This is a genomic window from Streptomyces sp. NPDC088746, from assembly GCF_044751065.1.
Lineage (GTDB): Bacteria > Actinomycetota > Actinomycetes > Streptomycetales > Streptomycetaceae > Streptomyces.
This window is the reverse complement of record NZ_JBIVLA010000002.1, coordinates 1,276,118-1,292,244: the sequence shown is the minus strand read 5'-3', so window position 1 is coordinate 1,292,244 and position 16,127 is coordinate 1,276,118. Positions and strand designations below refer to the sequence as shown.

The 16,127-nt window shown below is 70.5% G+C and carries 12 protein-coding genes and 1 pseudogene; 3 read left to right on the top strand and 10 right to left on the bottom strand.

Annotated features, from left to right (window positions below; all coding sequences use genetic code 11):
- Window positions 1-17: 17 nt before the first annotated feature.
- The 3 genes from ACIP63_RS13385 to ACIP63_RS13375 form a co-directional block, all read right to left on the bottom strand.
- Window positions 18-1,121: a branched-chain amino acid aminotransferase gene (locus tag ACIP63_RS13385; protein WP_401514590.1), complete on the bottom strand. Its 1,104-nt coding sequence runs from the start codon at window positions 1,119-1,121 to the stop codon at window positions 18-20.
- Window positions 1,122-1,415: 294 nt separating this feature from the next.
- Window positions 1,416-2,459 carry a 3-isopropylmalate dehydrogenase gene (locus ACIP63_RS13380; RefSeq protein ID WP_401514587.1) on the bottom strand — a complete coding sequence of 348 codons (1,044 nt, stop codon included), beginning with the start codon at window positions 2,457-2,459 and terminating at the stop codon, window positions 1,416-1,418.
- A 105-nt stretch (window positions 2,460-2,564) separates the two neighbouring features.
- Window positions 2,565-2,693: a hypothetical protein gene (locus ACIP63_RS13375; protein ID WP_262346853.1), complete on the bottom strand. Its 129-nt coding sequence runs from the start codon at window positions 2,691-2,693 to the stop codon at window positions 2,565-2,567.
- A 341-nt stretch (window positions 2,694-3,034) separates the two neighbouring features.
- Between ACIP63_RS13375 and ACIP63_RS13370 the strand changes: the two are divergent.
- A pseudogene (locus ACIP63_RS13370) lies at window positions 3,035-3,243 on the top strand (2Fe-2S iron-sulfur cluster-binding protein); the annotation flags it as partial.
- 129 nt (window positions 3,244-3,372) lie between these two features.
- Here the strand turns inward: ACIP63_RS13370 and ACIP63_RS13365 are convergent.
- On the bottom strand, window positions 3,373-3,972 hold the full coding sequence (locus ACIP63_RS13365; protein WP_401514585.1) for a TetR/AcrR family transcriptional regulator: 600 nt from the start codon (window positions 3,970-3,972) through the stop codon (window positions 3,373-3,375).
- A gap of 151 nt (window positions 3,973-4,123) precedes the next feature.
- On the opposite strand from ACIP63_RS13365, the gene ACIP63_RS13360 reads away from it, so the two are divergent.
- The gene (locus ACIP63_RS13360) at window positions 4,124-6,436 is read left to right on the top strand and encodes a glycoside hydrolase family 3 N-terminal domain-containing protein (RefSeq protein WP_401514582.1); all 2,313 of its coding nucleotides are present in this window, start codon (window positions 4,124-4,126) and stop codon (window positions 6,434-6,436) included.
- A gap of 115 nt (window positions 6,437-6,551) precedes the next feature.
- On the opposite strand, the gene pruA is transcribed toward ACIP63_RS13360, so the two are convergent.
- Both pruA and ACIP63_RS13350 read right to left on the bottom strand, forming a co-directional pair.
- Window positions 6,552-8,183 (bottom strand): L-glutamate gamma-semialdehyde dehydrogenase, encoded by a 1,632-nt coding sequence (gene pruA / locus ACIP63_RS13355; protein WP_401514579.1) that lies wholly within the window; start codon window positions 8,181-8,183, stop codon window positions 6,552-6,554.
- Between the two features lie 45 nt (window positions 8,184-8,228).
- Window positions 8,229-9,155: a proline dehydrogenase family protein gene (locus ACIP63_RS13350; RefSeq protein ID WP_401514577.1), complete on the bottom strand. Its 927-nt coding sequence runs from the start codon at window positions 9,153-9,155 to the stop codon at window positions 8,229-8,231.
- Window positions 9,156-9,332: 177 nt separating this feature from the next.
- Between ACIP63_RS13350 and ACIP63_RS13345 the strand changes: the two genes are divergently transcribed.
- Window positions 9,333-10,472, top strand: a complete 1,140-nt coding sequence (locus ACIP63_RS13345; protein WP_401514574.1) for a PucR family transcriptional regulator — start codon at window positions 9,333-9,335, stop codon at window positions 10,470-10,472.
- A gap of 81 nt (window positions 10,473-10,553) precedes the next feature.
- On the opposite strand, the gene serA is transcribed toward ACIP63_RS13345, so the two are convergent.
- From serA to ACIP63_RS13325, 4 genes are all read right to left on the bottom strand, one after another.
- On the bottom strand, window positions 10,554-12,146 hold the full coding sequence (gene serA / locus ACIP63_RS13340; protein ID WP_401514571.1) for a phosphoglycerate dehydrogenase: 1,593 nt from the start codon (window positions 12,144-12,146) through the stop codon (window positions 10,554-10,556).
- Window positions 12,147-12,448: 302 nt separating this feature from the next.
- Window positions 12,449-13,450 carry a ketol-acid reductoisomerase gene (gene ilvC / locus ACIP63_RS13335; protein WP_389193933.1) on the bottom strand — a complete coding sequence of 334 codons (1,002 nt, stop codon included), beginning with the start codon at window positions 13,448-13,450 and terminating at the stop codon, window positions 12,449-12,451.
- Between the two features lie 107 nt (window positions 13,451-13,557).
- Window positions 13,558-14,085, bottom strand: a complete 528-nt coding sequence (gene ilvN, locus ACIP63_RS13330; protein ID WP_104789338.1) for an acetolactate synthase small subunit — start codon at window positions 14,083-14,085, stop codon at window positions 13,558-13,560.
- Between the two features lie 22 nt (window positions 14,086-14,107).
- On the bottom strand, window positions 14,108-15,964 hold the full coding sequence (locus tag ACIP63_RS13325) for an acetolactate synthase large subunit (protein ID WP_401514568.1): 1,857 nt from the start codon (window positions 15,962-15,964) through the stop codon (window positions 14,108-14,110).
- Window positions 15,965-16,127 lie beyond the last annotated feature (163 nt).

Below are 16,127 nucleotides of genomic sequence, written 5' to 3'. Positions count from 1 at the left end.
GTGCGTACGGCGGACGCCTAGCCGAGCTCGTGCATCCAGCCGTGGGTGTCCTCGGCGGTGCCGCGCTGGATGTCCAGCAGACGCTCCCGCAGCTTCATGGTGACCTCGCCGGGGGTGCCGTCGCCCTGGGTCCACTCGCCGCCCGCGGACTTCACGGTGCCGACGGGCGTGATGACGGCGGCGGTGCCGCAGGCGAAGACCTCGGTGAGGGTGCCGTTCTCGGTGTCGGTGCGCCACTGGTCGATGGAGACGCGGCCCTCCTCGGAGGTGTAGCCGAGGTCGCGGGCCACGGTGAGGAGGGAGTCGCGGGTGATCCCGGCGAGCAGCGAGCCGGTGAGCGAGGGGGTGACGATCCGCTTGCCGCCGTCCTCCTGCCCGTACACGAAGTAGAGGTTCATGCCGCCGAGCTCCTCGACCCACTTGTGCTCGACCGCGTCGAGGTAGGCGACCTGGTCGCATCCCTGCTCCGCCGCCTCGGCCTGGGCGAGGAGGGAGGCGGCGTAGTTGCCGCCGGTCTTGGCGTCGCCGACGCCGCCGGGGACGGCACGCACCCGGTCCTGGGAGAGCCAGATCGAGACCGGCTGCACGCCGCCGGGGAAGTAGGCGCCGGCGGGAGAGGCGATGACGACGAAGAGGTACTCGTTGGCCGGGCGGACCCCGAGGCCCACCTCGGCGGCGATCATGAACGGGCGCAGGTAGAGGGACTCCTCGCCGCCGTGCGGCGGGACCCAGGCCTGGTCCTGCTGGACCAGGACGTCACAGGCCTCGATGAAGGTCTCGACGGGCAGTTCCGGCATCGCCATGCGGGCGGCGGACCGCTGGAAGCGGGCGGCGTTGGCCTCGGGCCGGAAGGTGGCGACCGAGCCGTCGGGCTGCCGGTAGGCCTTGAGGCCCTCGAAGATCTCCTGCCCGTAGTGCAGGGTCATGTTGGCCGGGTCGAGCGACAGCGGGCCGTACGGCACGAGCTGCGCGTCGTGCCAGCCGCGGCCCTCGGTCCAGCTGATCGTCACCATGTGGTCGGTGAAGTACCGGCCGAACCCGGGGTTGGCCATGGCCGCCTCGCGCTCCGCGTCGGACAGCGGGTGCGAGGAGGGCTTGAGCTCGATCGTGGGCGTCGTCATGAGTGCGTGTCCTTCACCGGTCTTGTGTGTGATGGACCGCGCTCACGCCCGCTCCCGCCCGGCAGCAGCCGGGCAGGTTGTAGGACGTCCGAGCTCTACCGCGTGCCGCGGTCCCGCGTTCGATTATCTCCCGGGGGCGGCTGTGCACGAAATGATGTGATTGCGGTGACGTTCACGGCGACGCTCACGCGACGCGAAAACGCGGTCCAGGGGTCGATGGTGGCACCCGGAGACCGCGAGAAGAAGCCGCCGGGTGCGATTGCGACCCGGCGGCTTCGAAGTGGAGGCGTCGGGTCAGCTCGCTACGCGTACCGCGAGCGCGTCGCCGATCTCGTCGGTGGTACGTGCGCTCTTCCCGTCACGCTCCGCGAGGTCGGCGGAGACGGCCTCCTCGATGCGCACGGCCTCGGCCTCGTAGCCGAGGTGGCGCAGCAGGAGGGCGACGGAGAGGATCGTGGCCGTCGGGTCGGCCTTGCCCTGGCCCGCGATGTCGGGCGCGGTGCCGTGCACCGGCTCGAACATGGACGGGAAGGCACCCGTCGGGTTGATGTTGCCGGACGCGGCCAGGCCGATGCCGCCGGTCACGGCTGCGGCCAGGTCGGTGAGGATGTCACCGAAGAGGTTGTCGGTGACGATGACGTCGAAGCGCTCCGGCTGGGTGACGAAGAAGATCGTCGCGGCGTCGACGTGCAGGTAGTCGGTGGTGACCTCGGGGAACTCGGCCGCGACCTTGTCGAAGGTGTTCTTCCACAGGTGGCCGGCGTGCACGAGGACGTTGTTCTTGTGGACCAGCGTCAGCTTCTTGCGCGGGCGGGCCGCGGCACGCGCGAAGGCGTCCCGCACGACGCGCTCGACGCCGTAGGCGGTGTTGACGCTGACCTCGGTGGCGACCTCGTGCTCCGTGCCCGTGCGCAGGGAACCGCCGTTGCCCGTGTACGGGCCCTCGGTCCCCTCGCGGACGACGACGAAGTCGATCTCGGGGCGGCCGGCCAGCGGGGTGGCCGTGTTCGGGAAGAGCTTCGACGGCCGCAGGTTGATGAAGTGGTCGAAGGCGAAGCGCAGCTTCAGCAGCAGACCGCGTTCCAGCACGCCGGACGGCACGGACGGGTCACCGATGGCGCCGAGCAGGATGGCGTCGTGGCCCTTGAGGGCTTCGAGCTCCGCGTCGGGAAGGGTCTCACCGGTGCGGTGCCATCGCTGGGCGCCGAGGTCGTACTCCTTGGTCTCCAGCTTCACATCCTGCGGGAGAACAGCGTTGAGAACCTTGAGGCCCTGGGTGACGACCTCCTGGCCGATACCGTCGCCGGGGATCACTGCGAGATCGATGCTGCGAGACATACAGGCACCCTAGCTTCCGTCCCACCCCATGACATTCGACGTCCACGATGCGGACACCGCGTGTCCCCGGCGGGGGGACGGGCGCCATGGGGCGGGACCGGGACCTCAGTGGCCGGTCGACCCGCCGTTGTCCCGGCGGTCGAGGGCGCGCTGCAGGGCGGCGGCGGCGTTCTTGCGCTCCGACTCGGCGGAGCGGGAGCTGTGGCGGACGCGGCGGACAGTGGTCTCGGCCATGAGGGATCGACTCCTTGAGATCGCGTGGATTTCGAGATCGGGACTTCGCACGACGGATATCGAGATCGGGATTTCGAGGCGCCGGCAGGGCGGGGAGCTGCCGCAGGGGTTGCCTGCTCGGGGCACGCTCACACACGCCGGTCGCTGGATCAGCGATTCGTTCGGCTCCTACAAAGCTAGGACAGCTCGGGCCATCTGTCTCTACAGATACTCGGACTTCCTACTATCTGAGACGGCGGCGGTGGATCCCCACCGTCCGGACAGGGAATTCGTCGTGACCAGCGGGCGCGGCACCACGTACGGGTGGACCGGGCGTCAGCCCCCGGACGTCAGCCCCGGACGTCGCCGCGGTCTGCGTCCGGTGCGGGGACACCGTCGCCGTGCCGGCCGACGAGTCCCTGCCGGACGCCCTCGCCCATGCCGGACACCCCTCCCGTCCGGGTGCCGCGAAGGCGTCTGCGGCAGCTGCGAGGTCACCGCCCTGGGCGGCGCACCCGAGCACCGGGACGACATCGGCGCTCCCGAGCGCCGGATGTACGCCTGCGTGTCCGGGCCCTGTCCCCCGGCTCGCCCTGGACCACTCGCCGCGGTCAAGGCGGCGACTGCGCCGTCCGGCCGCTCCTGCACCGGGGCCGCAGGGGAGTCCCGCACGGCCGCTCCAGCCCCGGCTGACACGTCCTCAGAGAGCCACGGTGAGCTGCGCCTCGATGTGCGCGCGCAGGACGCCCGCCATGTCCGTGGTGCAGTCGCTGAGCAGCCACTGCACCTGGAGCCCGTCCATCAGCGCGATCAGCTGCCGGCCCGCCGCGTCCGGGGCGATACCGGCCCGCAACGCGCCTTCCTGGCGAACCTGTCCGTAGGTGAGCTGTGCGCCCGCGACCGAGTTCTCGTAGCGGCGCACGAAATAACGGTGGGCGGGGTGGTCGGCGGCCGTCGCCTCGGTGGAGACCACAGAGAAGAGTTCGACGATCCCGCGCCGCTCGGAGTTCAGCGCGGCCAGCTCGGCGAAGCGCCGCAGCCTTTCGACGCCGGTGGTGCCGCCGAGCGAGAGCCATGCGTCGTCCACGTCGTCGCGGTGTTCCAGCACGGCGAGCAGCAGCGCCTCCTTGGTCGGGAAGTGATGCAGCAGGCCGGTGTGCGAGATGCCGCAGCGGGTCGCGATCACCCGCAGCGACGCACCCCGGTAACCGGCCTCACCGAACAGGGACATGGCCTGATCGAGGATCTCGCGCCGCTTGGCGCGGCCCTTCGCGTAGCCGCGCGGTGCTTCGGCCGACACTCGCCACTCTCCCGGTCCGCCGGCCCTCGGTCAGGCCGGCACTTCGGTCCATCGGACACCCATTCAACCGCCCGGAGGTCCGGCCCCCGGAGATTGGGCCCCGGAGATACTTACCAGGTGGTCGGTATTGACTCTATGGTGAAGGCGAACCATGTCGCGAAAGGACCCCCCGGTGGCCTCCTCCCTGCCCTATCTCGACCCCGCTCTCCCCGTCGCCGAGCGGGTCGGCGACCTCCTCGGCCGCATGACCCTGGCCGAGAAGACCGGTCAGATGCTCCAGCTGAACGCCAAGAACGGGGTACGCCACCTCATCGAGGACCTGCACGCGGGCTCACTCGTCCACGCCTCGCCCGCACATGTCCTCGAAGCGGCAGAGCTGACCGGGCGGACCCGGCTGCGCATCCCGCTGCTCGTCGCGGAGGACTGCATCCACGGCCACTCCTTCTGGGAGGGGGCCACGATCTACCCCACGCAGCTCGGTCTGGCCGCGACCTGGGACCCGGAGCTCGTGGAGCGCGTCGCGAGGGCCACCGCCGTCGAGGTCTCGGCGACGGGCGTCCACTGGACGTTCTCCCCGGTGCTCTGCATCACGAGGGACCTGCGCTGGGGCCGGGTCAGCGAGACCTTCGGCGAGGACCCCTTCCTCATCGGCGAGCTGGCCTCGGCCATGGTCCGCGGCTACCAGGGCGAGGGCCTGGACGACCCGACAGCGGTGCTGGCCTGCGCCAAGCACTTCGCGGGCTACTCCGAGACCCAGGGCGGCCGTGACGCGAGCGAGGCCGACATCTCCCGGCGCAAGCTCCGCTCCTGGTTCCTGCCGCCGTTCGAGCGGGTCGCCCGCGAGGGGTGCCGTACGTTCATGCTCGGCTACCAGTCCATGGACGGGGTGCCGATCACCGTCAACGACTGGCTGCTCAACGAGGTGCTGCGCGGCGAGTGGGGCTACACCGGCACGCTGGTCACCGACTGGGACAACGTCGGCCGCATGGTGTGGGAGCAGAAGATCTACGCCGAACACGCCCAGGCCGCCGCGGCGGCGGTCCGGGCGGGCAACGACATGGTGATGGCCACCCCTCAGTTCTTCGAGGGCGCGCAGACCGCGGTCGCCCTGGGCACCCTGGACGAGGCGGAGATCGACGCGGCGGTACGGCGTGTCCTGACCCTGAAGTTCGAGCTCGGCCTCTTCGAGAACCCCCGCCACCCCGACGCCGCCCGGCAGGCCGCCGTCATCGGAGGCGCCGGGCACACCGTGCTGAACCTGGAGTCCGCCCGCCGGTCGCTGGTCCTGCTCACCAACGACGGCACCCTCCCGCTGGCCGGCGGACTCACGGCGGGCAAGGACGGACGCGCCGTCGCCGGAGCGGGCTCCGCGCCGCGTACGGTCGCCGTCATCGGCCCCAACGCGGACGACGCGCAGACCCAGTTGGGCGACTGGGCGGGCTCCTCCGGGCAGACGGACTGGATGCCGGACGGCCACCCGCGCGCCATGATCCGTACGGTGCTCGACGGCTTCCGCGAGCACGTCCCGGACAGCTGGCACGTCACGTACGCGCGAGGCGCCGAGATCCTCTCCGTGGGCCCCGACCCGGAGGGCGCGTTCTTCCCGGACGGGCAGCCCCGCCCGGACGTCGTCGTGCCCGCGGAGCCCTCCGAGACCCTGATCGCCGAGGCCGTCGCCGCCGCCGAGGCCGCCGACCACGTCGTCGCCGTGGTGGGCGACCGCATCGAGCTGGTCGGCGAGGGGCGCTCGACCGCGACCCTGGAACTCGTCGGCGACCAGGTGGCGCTGCTCGACGCGCTCGCCGCGACCGGCAAGCCGTTGGTCGTCGTGGTCATCAGCTCGAAGCCCCTGGTGCTGCCGCCGTCCGCGCTGGGCGCGGCGGCGATCCTGCACGCCTTCAACCCGGGCATGCAGGGCGGCCGTGCGGTGGCGGAGGTCCTGCTGGGCCTCGTCGAGCCGTCGGGCCGGCTGCCCGTCTCCTTCGCCCGGCACGCGGGGCAGCAGCCGACGTACTACAACCAGATCCGCGGGCAGCACGGCTCCCGGTACGCCGATCTCACCCAGCGTCCGGCCTTCGTGTTCGGCGAGGGCCTGAGCTACACGACCGTCGCGTACTCCGGTCTGGAGGTGCTCACGGCGAGCGTCGGGGAGAGCGACACGCTGCGGGCCCGCGTCACCCTGCGCAACACGGGTGCGCGTCCTGCCCTGGAGACCGTGCAGGCGTACGTCAGCGACACGGTGACGTCCGTGACCTGGGCCGAGAAGGAGCTCAAGGCCTACCGGCAGGTGACGCTGGCCCCGGGCGAGGAGCGCGAGGTGCTGCTGGAGGTGCCTGTCGCCGAGTGCACCCTCGTGGACGCCGCCGGCCGGCGCGTCGTCGAGCCCGGCGCCTTCGAGCTGCTCGTCGGTCCGTCCTCGTCCGACGACGCCCTCCTGCGGGCCGGCTTCACCGTGAAGGGCTGAGTCCGCCCTCCGAGGGCCCGGGCGGACATGGAAACCGCCTCCCGGCCGGCGGGGGGAGCCGGTCGGGAGGCGGAGTACGGGGCGGGGCGCCGGAAGGGGGCGCCCCGCAGGGCCGTCAGCCCTGGTGGGGGTAGGTGTAGTCGGTCGGCGGAACCAGCGTCTCCTTGATGGCGCGGGTCAGCGTCCAGCGCTGCAGGTTCTGCGGGGCGCCCGCCTTGTCGTTGGTGCCCGAGCCACGGCCGCCGCCGAAGGGCTGCTGGCCGACGACGGCACCGGTCGACTTGTCGTTGATGTAGAAGTTGCCCGCGGCGTAGCGGAGCTTGTCCATCGTGTACGCGGCGGCCGCGCGGTCGTTGGAGATGACCGCACCGGTCAGCGCGTAGTCGGAGACCGACTCCATCTGCTCCAGCATGGCGTCGTACTTCTCGTCCTCGTAGACGTGCACGGCGAGGATCGGGCCGAAGTACTCGGTGGTGAAGACCTCGTTGGCCGGGTCGTCGCAGACGATGACCGTCGGGCGGACGAAGTAGCCGACGGAGTCGTCGTACGTGCCGCCGGCGACGATCGTGCACGTCGGGTCGGCCGCGGCGCGGTCGATGGCGGCCTTGTTCTTCGCGAAAGACCGCGCGTCGATGACGGCACCCATGAAGTGCGACAGGTCGGTGACGTCACCCATGGTGATGGAGTCGACCTCGGCCGCGAACTCCTCCTTGAAACCGGAGTTCCAGATGGAGGCCGGGACGTAGGCGCGCGAGGAGGCGGAGCACTTCTGGCCCTGGTACTCGAAGGAGCCGCGGGTCAGCGCGGTCTTCAGGACGGCGCGGTCGGCGCTCGGGTGCGCGACGACGAAGTCCTTGCCGCCGGTCTCGCCGACGAGCCGCGGGTAGGTGCGGTAGTTGGCGATGTTGTTGCCGACCGTCTTCCACAGGTGCTGGAAGGTGGGGGTCGAGCCGGTGAAGTGGACACCGGCCAGGTCGCGGTGGTTCAGCGCCACCTCGGAGACGGCGATGCCGTCGCCGGTGACCAGGTTGATGACGCCCTTGGGCAGCCCGGCCTCCTCCAGGAGCTGCATCAGCAGCACGGCGGCGTGGGTCTGCGTCGGGGACGGCTTCCACACCACGACGTTGCCCATGAGGGCGGGCGCGGTGGGCAGGTTGGCCGCGATGGCCGAGAAGTTGAACGGCGTGATCGCGTAGACGAAGCCCTCGAGCGGGCGGTGGTCCATGCGGTTCCACACGCCGGGGGAGTTCGCCGGCGGCTGCTCGGCGAGGATCTGGCGCGCGTAGTGCACGTTGAAGCGCCAGAAGTCGACGAGCTCGCAGGGGCAGTCGATCTCGGCCTGCTGCGCGGTCTTGCCCTGGCCGAGCATCGTGGAGGCGGCCAGCGTCTCGCGCCAGGGGCCGGACAGCAGCTCGGCGGCGCGCAGGATGATGGCCGCGCGGTCGTCGAAGGACATGGCGCGCCAGGCCGGAGCGGCGGCGAGGGCCGCGTCGACGGCGTCCTGGGCGTCTGTCTCGGTCGCCTGGGCGGCGGTACCGATGACGGCCTTGTGGTTGTGCGGCTGCACGACGTCGAAGCGCTCGCCGCCGCCCATGCGCTTCTCGCCGCCGATGGTCATCGGCAGGTCGATGGGGTTCTCGGCGAGCTCCTTGAGCTTCGCCTCCAGGCGGGCTCGCTCGGCGGTGCCGGGGGCGTAGGAGTGGACCGGCTCGTTGACCGGCGCGGGGACCTGGGTGACAGCGTCCATGAGTGCCTTGTCTCCTTGGTTGAGGTGGGTGGTCGGCCGGGCAGGTCAGCCCTTGGTGACGACGGAGCGGGCGAAGAAGAGCAGGTTGGCCGGCTTCTCCGCGAGGCGGCGCATGAAGTATCCGTACCAGTCGGTGCCGTACGCCGTGTAGACGCGCATGCGGTGGCCCTCGGCCGCGAGCCGGATGTGCTCGTCGCTGCGGATGCCGTACAGCATCTGGAACTCGTACTCGTCCAGTTTGCGCCCGGCCTGGCGTGCGAGCTCCTGGCCGATGGCGATGAGACGGGGATCGTGCGAGCCGATCATCGGGTAGCCCTCGCCCAGCATCAGCGTCTTCAGGATGCGGACGTACGCCTTGTCGATCTCCGGCTTGCTCTGGTACGCGACGGAGGCGGGCTCCTTGTAGGCGCCCTTCACCAGGCGGACCCGGCTGCCCGCGGCGGCGAGGCGGCGGGCGTCGGCCTCGGTGCGGAACAGGTAGGACTGGATCACGCAGCCGGTCTGCGGGAAGTCCTTCCGCAGCTCCTCGTGGATGGCGAACATCGAGTCGAGGGTGGTGTGGTCCTCGGCGTCCAGCGTGACCGTGGTGCCGATCGCGGCGGCGGCCTCGACGACGGGGCGGACGTTGGCGAGGGCCAGCTCGTGACCACCCTCCAGCGCCTGGCCGAACATCGAGAGCTTGACGGACATCTCGGCCCGGGTGCCGAGGCCGAGCTCCTTCAGGCGGCCGATGAGCTCCAGGTAGGCGTCGCGCGCGGCGGCCGCCTGCTCGGGGGTGGTGATGTCCTCACCCACGACGTCCAGGGTGACCTCGAGGCCCTTGGAGGCCGCGTCCTCGATGACGGGGACGACCTGGTCGACGCCCTCACCGGCGATGAAGCGGTCGACGACCTGCTTGGTGCCCGGCGCGGCCGAGATGAAACGACGCATCTTGTCGCTGCGTGACGCGGCGAGAATCACGGGACCCAGCACGGGGCACCTCCACGGAGTACGAACGAGGCCGGACCGGTACGCATGTGAACAGACCGGGACGGCACGGAGAACCACTGTGAAATCTAGGGACCCGTGCACCCGCCTGCCATCGACAGCTGTCACGCATCCGTGTACTGGATCTCAGACATATGTCTGAAGGGGTGCGAGAATGGCGGGGTGAAGGGCGATTACCAGGAGCTGGTCGACGAGATCTCCGCGCTGCTCAGCGCCCCCGCGACGCTGGAGAACCGCGATTTCGGCCTGGTCGCCTTCGGTGCCCACGACAGCGACGACGACACGGCCATGGACCCTGTCCGTACGCGCTCGATCCTCACCCGGCGCTCCACCCCCGCGGTCCGCGCCTGGTTCGAGGGCTTCGGCATCACCCGTGCGACGGGCCCGGTCCGCATCCCGGCCGCCCCGGAGGCCGGGGTGTTCCGGGACCGCATCTGCCTTCCGGTACGCCACAGGGGTGTCGTCCTGGGCTACGTGTGGCTGCTGGACGCCGACCCGGGGCCGACGGACGGGCAGCTGGCCGCCGCGATGGACGTGGCGTCCCGGATCGGGGCCCTGCTCGCCGACGAGGAGCGGGCGGGCGCGGATCTGTCGCGGGAGTTCGGCGCGGTGCTGGTCGCGGGGCGCGGCTGGCAGCGCGACATGGCGGTGGCCGCCCTGCACGAAGCCCTGGGAGCCGACGCGGACGGGCTGCACACGGTGGTCTGCGTGATCCCGTGGCCCGGCGAGACCCCGTCCGTGCGTACGGTGCCGTCGGCGGCGGCCCTCGCCCCGGCGCCCTGGGCCGGCGGCCATGCCCTGGCCGCCCTGGTCCGGCTGCGCTCCCCCGAGGCGCTCGACCCGGCGACGACGGCCGCGGAGCGGCTGCGCACCACCGCCGGGCCCGCCGCGACCGCGGGCCTCGCCGCCGCCCGCCGGGGTCTGACGGAGCTGGCGGACTCCTGGCACGAGGCCCTGTCCGCAGCCCGCGCCGCCGCGGCGGAATCCCGCTTCGGCCCGGTCGCCGACTGGTCGTCCATCGGCCCCTACCGGCTCCTGACCGCCCTGCCCCCCACCCCGGACACCGCGCCGGACCGGGCCGTCCGCCCCCTGCTGACCCCGCCCCACGCGGAGCTGGCGCGCACCGCCGAGGTGTTCCTCGACCTGGCGGGCCAGGCGAGCCGGACGGCCACGGAGCTGGGGATCCACCGCCAGACGCTCTACTACCGGCTCGCCCGGGTCCAGCAGCTGACCGGCCTCGACCTGAACGACGGCGAGGACCGGCTGCTGCTGCACATGGCGCTGAAGCGGGCCCGGCTCTGAGTCCCGGCCGTGAGAACGACCGCGCCCGGCGGACAGAGCGAAGTCTGTCCGCCGGGCGCGGTCGTACGTGCGGAGAACCGGTCAGTCGGTGAGGTTCACCGAGCGGGCCGAGGTCGCGCCGATCTCCTCGGCGATCTCGTTGAGGACCGACTGCGGGATGGTGTCGTCGACCGTGAGGACGACCAGCGCCTCGCCGCCCGCGTCCTGCCGGGAGACCTGCATGCCGGCGATGTTCAGCCCGGCCTCACCGAGGATCTTGCCGACCGCGCCGACGACGCCGGGACGGTCCTCGTAGCGCAGGACGACCATGTGGTCGGCGAGCGCCAGGTCGACGTCGTGCTCGCCGATGGCGACGATCTTCTGGAGGTGCTTGGGGCCGGCCAGCGTGCCGGAGACCGCGACCTCCTCGCCGTTCGACAGGGTGCCGCGGACCGTCACCACGTTGCGGTGGTCCGGCGACTCGGAGCTGGTGGTGAGGCGGACCTCCACACCGCGCTCCTGCGCGAAGAGCGGGGCGTTGACGTAGCTGACGGTCTCGTCGACGACGTCCTCGAAGACGCCCTTGAGCGCGGAGAGTTCCAGCACCTTCACGTCGTGCTGGGTGATCTCGCCGTACACCTCGACGTCGAGGCGGGCCGCGACCTCGCCCGCGAGCGCGGTGAAGATCCGGCCGAGCTTCTCGGCGAGCGGCAGGCCGGGACGCACGTCCTCGGCGATGACGCCGCCCTGGACGTTGACCGCGTCGGGCACGAGCTCACCGGCGAGCGCCAGGCGGACGGACTTGGCGACCGCGATGCCGGCCTTCTCCTGGGCCTCGTCGGTGGAGGCGCCGAGGTGCGGGGTGCAGACGACCTGGTCGAACTGGAAGAGCGGGGAGTCCGTGCAGGGCTCCTTGGTGTACACGTCCAGACCGGCGCCGGCGACCCGGCCCTCCTTGAGGGCGGAGGCGAGCGCCTCCTCGTCGACGATGCCGCCGCGCGCGGCGTTGACGATGCGCACCGAGGGCTTGACCTTGTGCAGCGCGTCGTCGCCGATCAGGCCGAGCGTCTCGGGGGTCTTGGGGAGGTGCACCGTGATGAAGTCGGAGACCTCCAGCAGCTCGTCCAGCGTGAGGAGCTTGACGCCCATCTGCGCGGCGCGCGCGGGCTGCACGTAGGGGTCGTACGCGACGATCTTCATGCCGAAGGCCGACATGCGCTGCGCGACCAGGACGCCGATGCGGCCGAGGCCGACGACGCCGAGGGTCTTCTCGCTGAGCTCGACGCCCGTGTACTTGGACCGCTTCCACTCGCCGTTCTTCAGGGCGGTGTTGGCCTGCGGGATGTTGCGCGCGGTGGCGACGAGCAGACCGCAGGCGAGCTCGGCGGCGGTGACGATGTTGGACGTCGGCGCGTTGACGACCATCACGCCGGCCTTGGTGGCCGAGGAGACGTCCACGTTGTCCAGACCGACACCCGCGCGGGCGACGACCTTCAGCTGCTTCGCGGCGGCGATGGCCTCGGCGTCGACCTTGGTGGCGGAGCGCACCAGGATCGCGTCGACGTCGGCGATCGCGGGGAGGAGTTCGGCGCGGTCCGCGCCGTTGCAGTGCCGGATCTCGAAATCCGGACCCAGAGCGTCGACCGTGGCGGGCGACAGCTCTTCGGCGATGAGTACGACAGGTTTCGAGCTCACGTGTGTCCTCACAAGTCCAGTGCGGACGGCCGTCCCGACGGCCGCAGGCGGTGGAGGGGCTAGCCGCGTGGAAGACGCACGACACTGTGGGCCCTGACGCGTGTATGTGTTGTTGAGAGTGTAGTCATGCGGCCGGGCACACACTGCGCCCCGGTGGAAGGATCACCCGCACGGGGTGGACGGTCTGTACAGACGTACGGTGCCGTCTCCTGCCACCCACCTCTCCCCGCAGTGACACGGGGTGTGAGGCCGGCCGTGCGCCGGAGGGCAGGTCCTTTGTGGACCTGCCCTCCGGCGAGAACTCAGGCGTCCTCGTTGTCGACCCAGCTCATGAGCTTGCGGAGCTCCTTGCCGGTGGTCTCCAGCAGGGACTCGCTGTCGGCCTTCTTGTACTCGTTGTACTTGGGCAGACCGTTGTGGTACTCGGCCATCCACGCCTTGGCGAAGGTGCCGTCCTGGATCTCGGCCAGGACCTTCTTCATCTCGGCCTTGGTGGCGTCCGTGATGATGCGCGGGCCAGTGACGTAGTCGCCCCACTCGGCGGTCTCCGAGATGGACCAGCGCATCTTCTCCAGGCCGCCCTCGTACATGAGGTCGACGATGAGCTTCAGCTCGTGGAGGCACTCGAAGTACGCGATCTCCGGCTGGTAACCGGCCTCGGTCAGCGTCTCGAAGCCGGCCTTGACCAGGGCGGCGGTGCCACCGCAGAGGACGGCCTGCTCACCGAACAGGTCGGTCTCGGTCTCCTCGGTGAAGGTCGTCTTGATGACGCCGGCACGGGTGCCGCCGATCCCCTTCGCGTAGGAGAGGGCGAGCTCCAGGCCCTTGCCCGTGGGGTTCTGCTCGACGGCCACGATGCACGGGACGCCGCGGCCTTCCTCGTACTGGCGGCGGACGAGGTGGCCCGGGCCCTTCGGGGCGACCATGCAGACGTCGACGTTGGCCGGCGGCTTGATGAAGTCGAAGCGGATGTTCAGGCCGTGGCCGAAGAACAGCGCGTCGCCGTCCTTGAGGTTGTCCTTGACGGACTCCTCGTAGACCTGGGCCTGGATCGGGTCCGGGACGAGGATCATGATGACGTCGGCCTCGGCGGCGGCCTCGGACGGGGTCACCACGCGCAGACCCTGCTCCTCGGCCTTGGCCTTGGACTTCGAACCCTCGTGCAGACCGACACGGACGTCGACACCCGAGTCACGCAGCGACAGCGCGTGGGCGTGCCCCTGGCTGCCGTAACCGAGGACCGCGACCTTACGGCCCTGGATGATGGACAGGTCGGCATCGTCGTCGTAGAACAGCTCGGCCACTGGGTCTTCTCCTTGGTGTGCAGGTGTTGCGTCCCACCGTACGGCGGGGTGCGTCGGATACGTTGCCGGGTCTCGCCATGCGAGCGGCGGAGCGACCCGTGCGGGGGTCACGCCGTGCGGTCGAGTGCGCGCAGGGAACGGTCGGTGATCGAGCGCGCGCCGCGCCCTATGGCGATGGTGCCGGACTGGACGAGCTCCTTGATGCCGAACTGCTCCAGCATCTTGAGCATGGCCTCCAGCTTGTCGGCGCCCCCTGTCGCCTCGATCGTGACGGCCTCCGGGGAGACGTCCACGGTCTTGGCGCGGAACAGCTGGACGATCTCGACGATCTGGGAGCGGGTCTCGTTGTCGGCGCGGACCTTCACCAGGACGAGCTCCCGCTGGATCGCTGCGGAGGGCTCGAGTTCGACGATCTTCAGGACGTTGACCAGCTTGTTGAGCTGCTTGGTCACCTGCTCCAGGGGCAGGCCCTCGACATTCACGACAATGGTGATGCGTGAGATGTCGGGATGTTCGGTGGTACCGACCGCGAGCGAGTCGATGTTGAAGCCGCGCCGGGAGAACAGGGCCGTGATCCGGGCGAGGACACCCGGCTTGTTCTCGACCAGGACGGAGAGCGTGTGCTTGGTGGACATGGAGTCGGTCTCTCTCTGTCTCTCAGTCGTCTTCGTTGTCGCCGAAGTCGGGGCGGACGCCGCGCGCTGCCATGACCTCGTCGTTGGACGTGCCGGCGGCGACCATCGGCCACACCATGGCGTCCTCGTGGACGATGAAGTCGATGACGACCGGGCGGTCGTTGATCGCGTTGGCCTCGGCGATGACCTTGTCGAGGTCGGCCGGGTCCTCGCAGCGGATGGCGTAGCAGCCCATGGCCTCGGACAGCTTGACGAAGTCCGGGACGCGGGTGCCCTTGGCGGCGTTGCCGTCCGCGTCCGGGCCCGAGTGCAGCACGGTGTTGGAGTACCGCTGGTTGTAGAACAGGGTCTGCCACTGGCGGACCATCCCGAGCGCGCCGTTGTTGATGATGGCGACCTTGATCGGGATGTTGTTGAGCGCGCAGGTGGTGAGTTCCTGGTTGGTCATCTGGAAGCAGCCGTCGCCGTCGATCGCCCAGACCGCGCGCTCGGGCATGCCCGCCTTGGCTCCCATGGCGGCCGGGACGGCGTAGCCCATGGTTCCGGCGCCGCCGGAGTTGAGCCAGGTCGCGGGCTGCTCGTACCGGATGAAGTGCGAGGCCCACATCTGGTGCTGGCCGACGCCCGCCGCGAAGATCGTGCCCTCGGGGGCGAGTTCGCCGATGCGCTCGATGACCTGCTGCGGCGAGAGGCTGCCGTCCTCCGGCAGGTCGTAGCCGACGGGGTAGGTCTCGCGCCAGCGGTTGAGGTCCTTCCACCAGGCGGCGTAGTCGCCGGTGTTGCCCTCGGTGTGCTCGGCCTGGACCGCCTGGACGAGGTCGGCGATGACCTCGCGGGCGTCACCGACGATCGGGACGTCGGCGGCGCGGTTCTTGCCGATCTCGGCCGGGTCGATGTCCGCGTGGACGATCTTGGCGTACGGGGCGAAGCTGTCCAGCTTGCCGGTGACGCGGTCGTCGAACCTGGCCCCGAGCGCGACGATCAGGTCGGCCTTCTGCAGCGCGGTGACGGCGGTGACCGAACCGTGCATGCCGGGCATTCCCACGTGCAGCGGGTGGCTGTCGGGGAAGGAGCCGAGCGCCATCAGGGTGGTGGTGACGGGCGCTCCGGTGAGCTCTGCCAGGACCTTCAGCTCCGCGGTGGCGCCGGCCTTCATGACGCCGCCGCCGACGTAGAGCACCGGGCGCTTGGCCTGGGTGATGAGCTTGGCGGCCTCGCGGATCTGCTTGGCGTGCGGCTTGGTGACCGGGCGGTAGCCCGGCAGGTCCATCGTCGGCGGCCAGCTGAAGGTGGTCTTCGACTGCAGCGCGTCCTTGGCGATGTCGACGAGGACCGGGCCCGGACGGCCGGTGGAGGCGATGTGGAAGGCCTCGGCGATCGTGTGGGCGATGTCCTCGGCGCGGGTGACCAGGAAGTTGTGCTTCGTGATCGGCATCGTGATGCCGCAGATGTCGGCTTCCTGGAAGGCGTCCGTGCCGATGGCCGCGGAGGCCACCTGCCCGGTGATGGCGACCATGGGAACCGAGTCCATGGCCGCGTCGGCGATCGGGGTGACCAGGTTCGTCGCACCGGGACCCGAGGTGACCATGCAGACACCGACCTTGCCGGTGGCCTGCGCGTAACCGGTGGCCGCGTGACCGGCACCCTGCTCGTGGCGGACCAGGATGTGGCGGACCCGGGTGGAGTCCATCAGCGGGTCGTACGCCGGAAGGATGCAGCCGCCGGGGAGGCCGAATACGGTGTCGGCGCCGACTTCCTCGAGAGAGCGGATGAGGGACTGCGCGCCCGTGAGGTGCTCAACGGTGGCGGAGGACGGTCCGCCGTTACGGGCCCGCGGCTGCGGGTGCTGGGCCCCGGTGGCCTGCTCGGTCATCGGCATTCTCTTCTCGAAGCTGAGGGTTTATGCGGTGTTTTTACGGGGTTTTGAAAGGTCCCGGTGCAACAAAAAACCCCTCGTGCCGTGAGGCAAGCGAGGGGAGCGCGCCGGTGCGGTCTGCAGGGTGTCCATGAGTGACCCTGCTTCAGCCGACGCGCTTTCCAAG

Coding starts and splice junctions, on each gene's coding strand:
- ilvN (WP_104789338.1), bottom strand. CDS start 14,085: ATGTCCACCAAGCACACGCTCTCCGTCCTGGTCGAGAACAAGCCGGGT.
- ACIP63_RS13360 (WP_401514582.1), top strand. CDS start 4,124: ATGTCGCGAAAGGACCCCCCGGTGGCCTCCTCCCTGCCCTATCTCGAC.
- ACIP63_RS13385 (WP_401514590.1), bottom strand. CDS start 1,121: ATGACGACGCCCACGATCGAGCTCAAGCCCTCCTCGCACCCGCTGTCC.
- pruA (WP_401514579.1), bottom strand. CDS start 8,183: ATGGACGCTGTCACCCAGGTCCCCGCGCCGGTCAACGAGCCGGTCCAC.
- ACIP63_RS13380 (WP_401514587.1), bottom strand. CDS start 2,459: ATGTCTCGCAGCATCGATCTCGCAGTGATCCCCGGCGACGGTATCGGC.
- ACIP63_RS13375 (WP_262346853.1), bottom strand. CDS start 2,693: ATGGCCGAGACCACTGTCCGCCGCGTCCGCCACAGCTCCCGCTCCGCC.
- ACIP63_RS13325 (WP_401514568.1), bottom strand. CDS start 15,964: ATGCCGATGACCGAGCAGGCCACCGGGGCCCAGCACCCGCAGCCGCGG.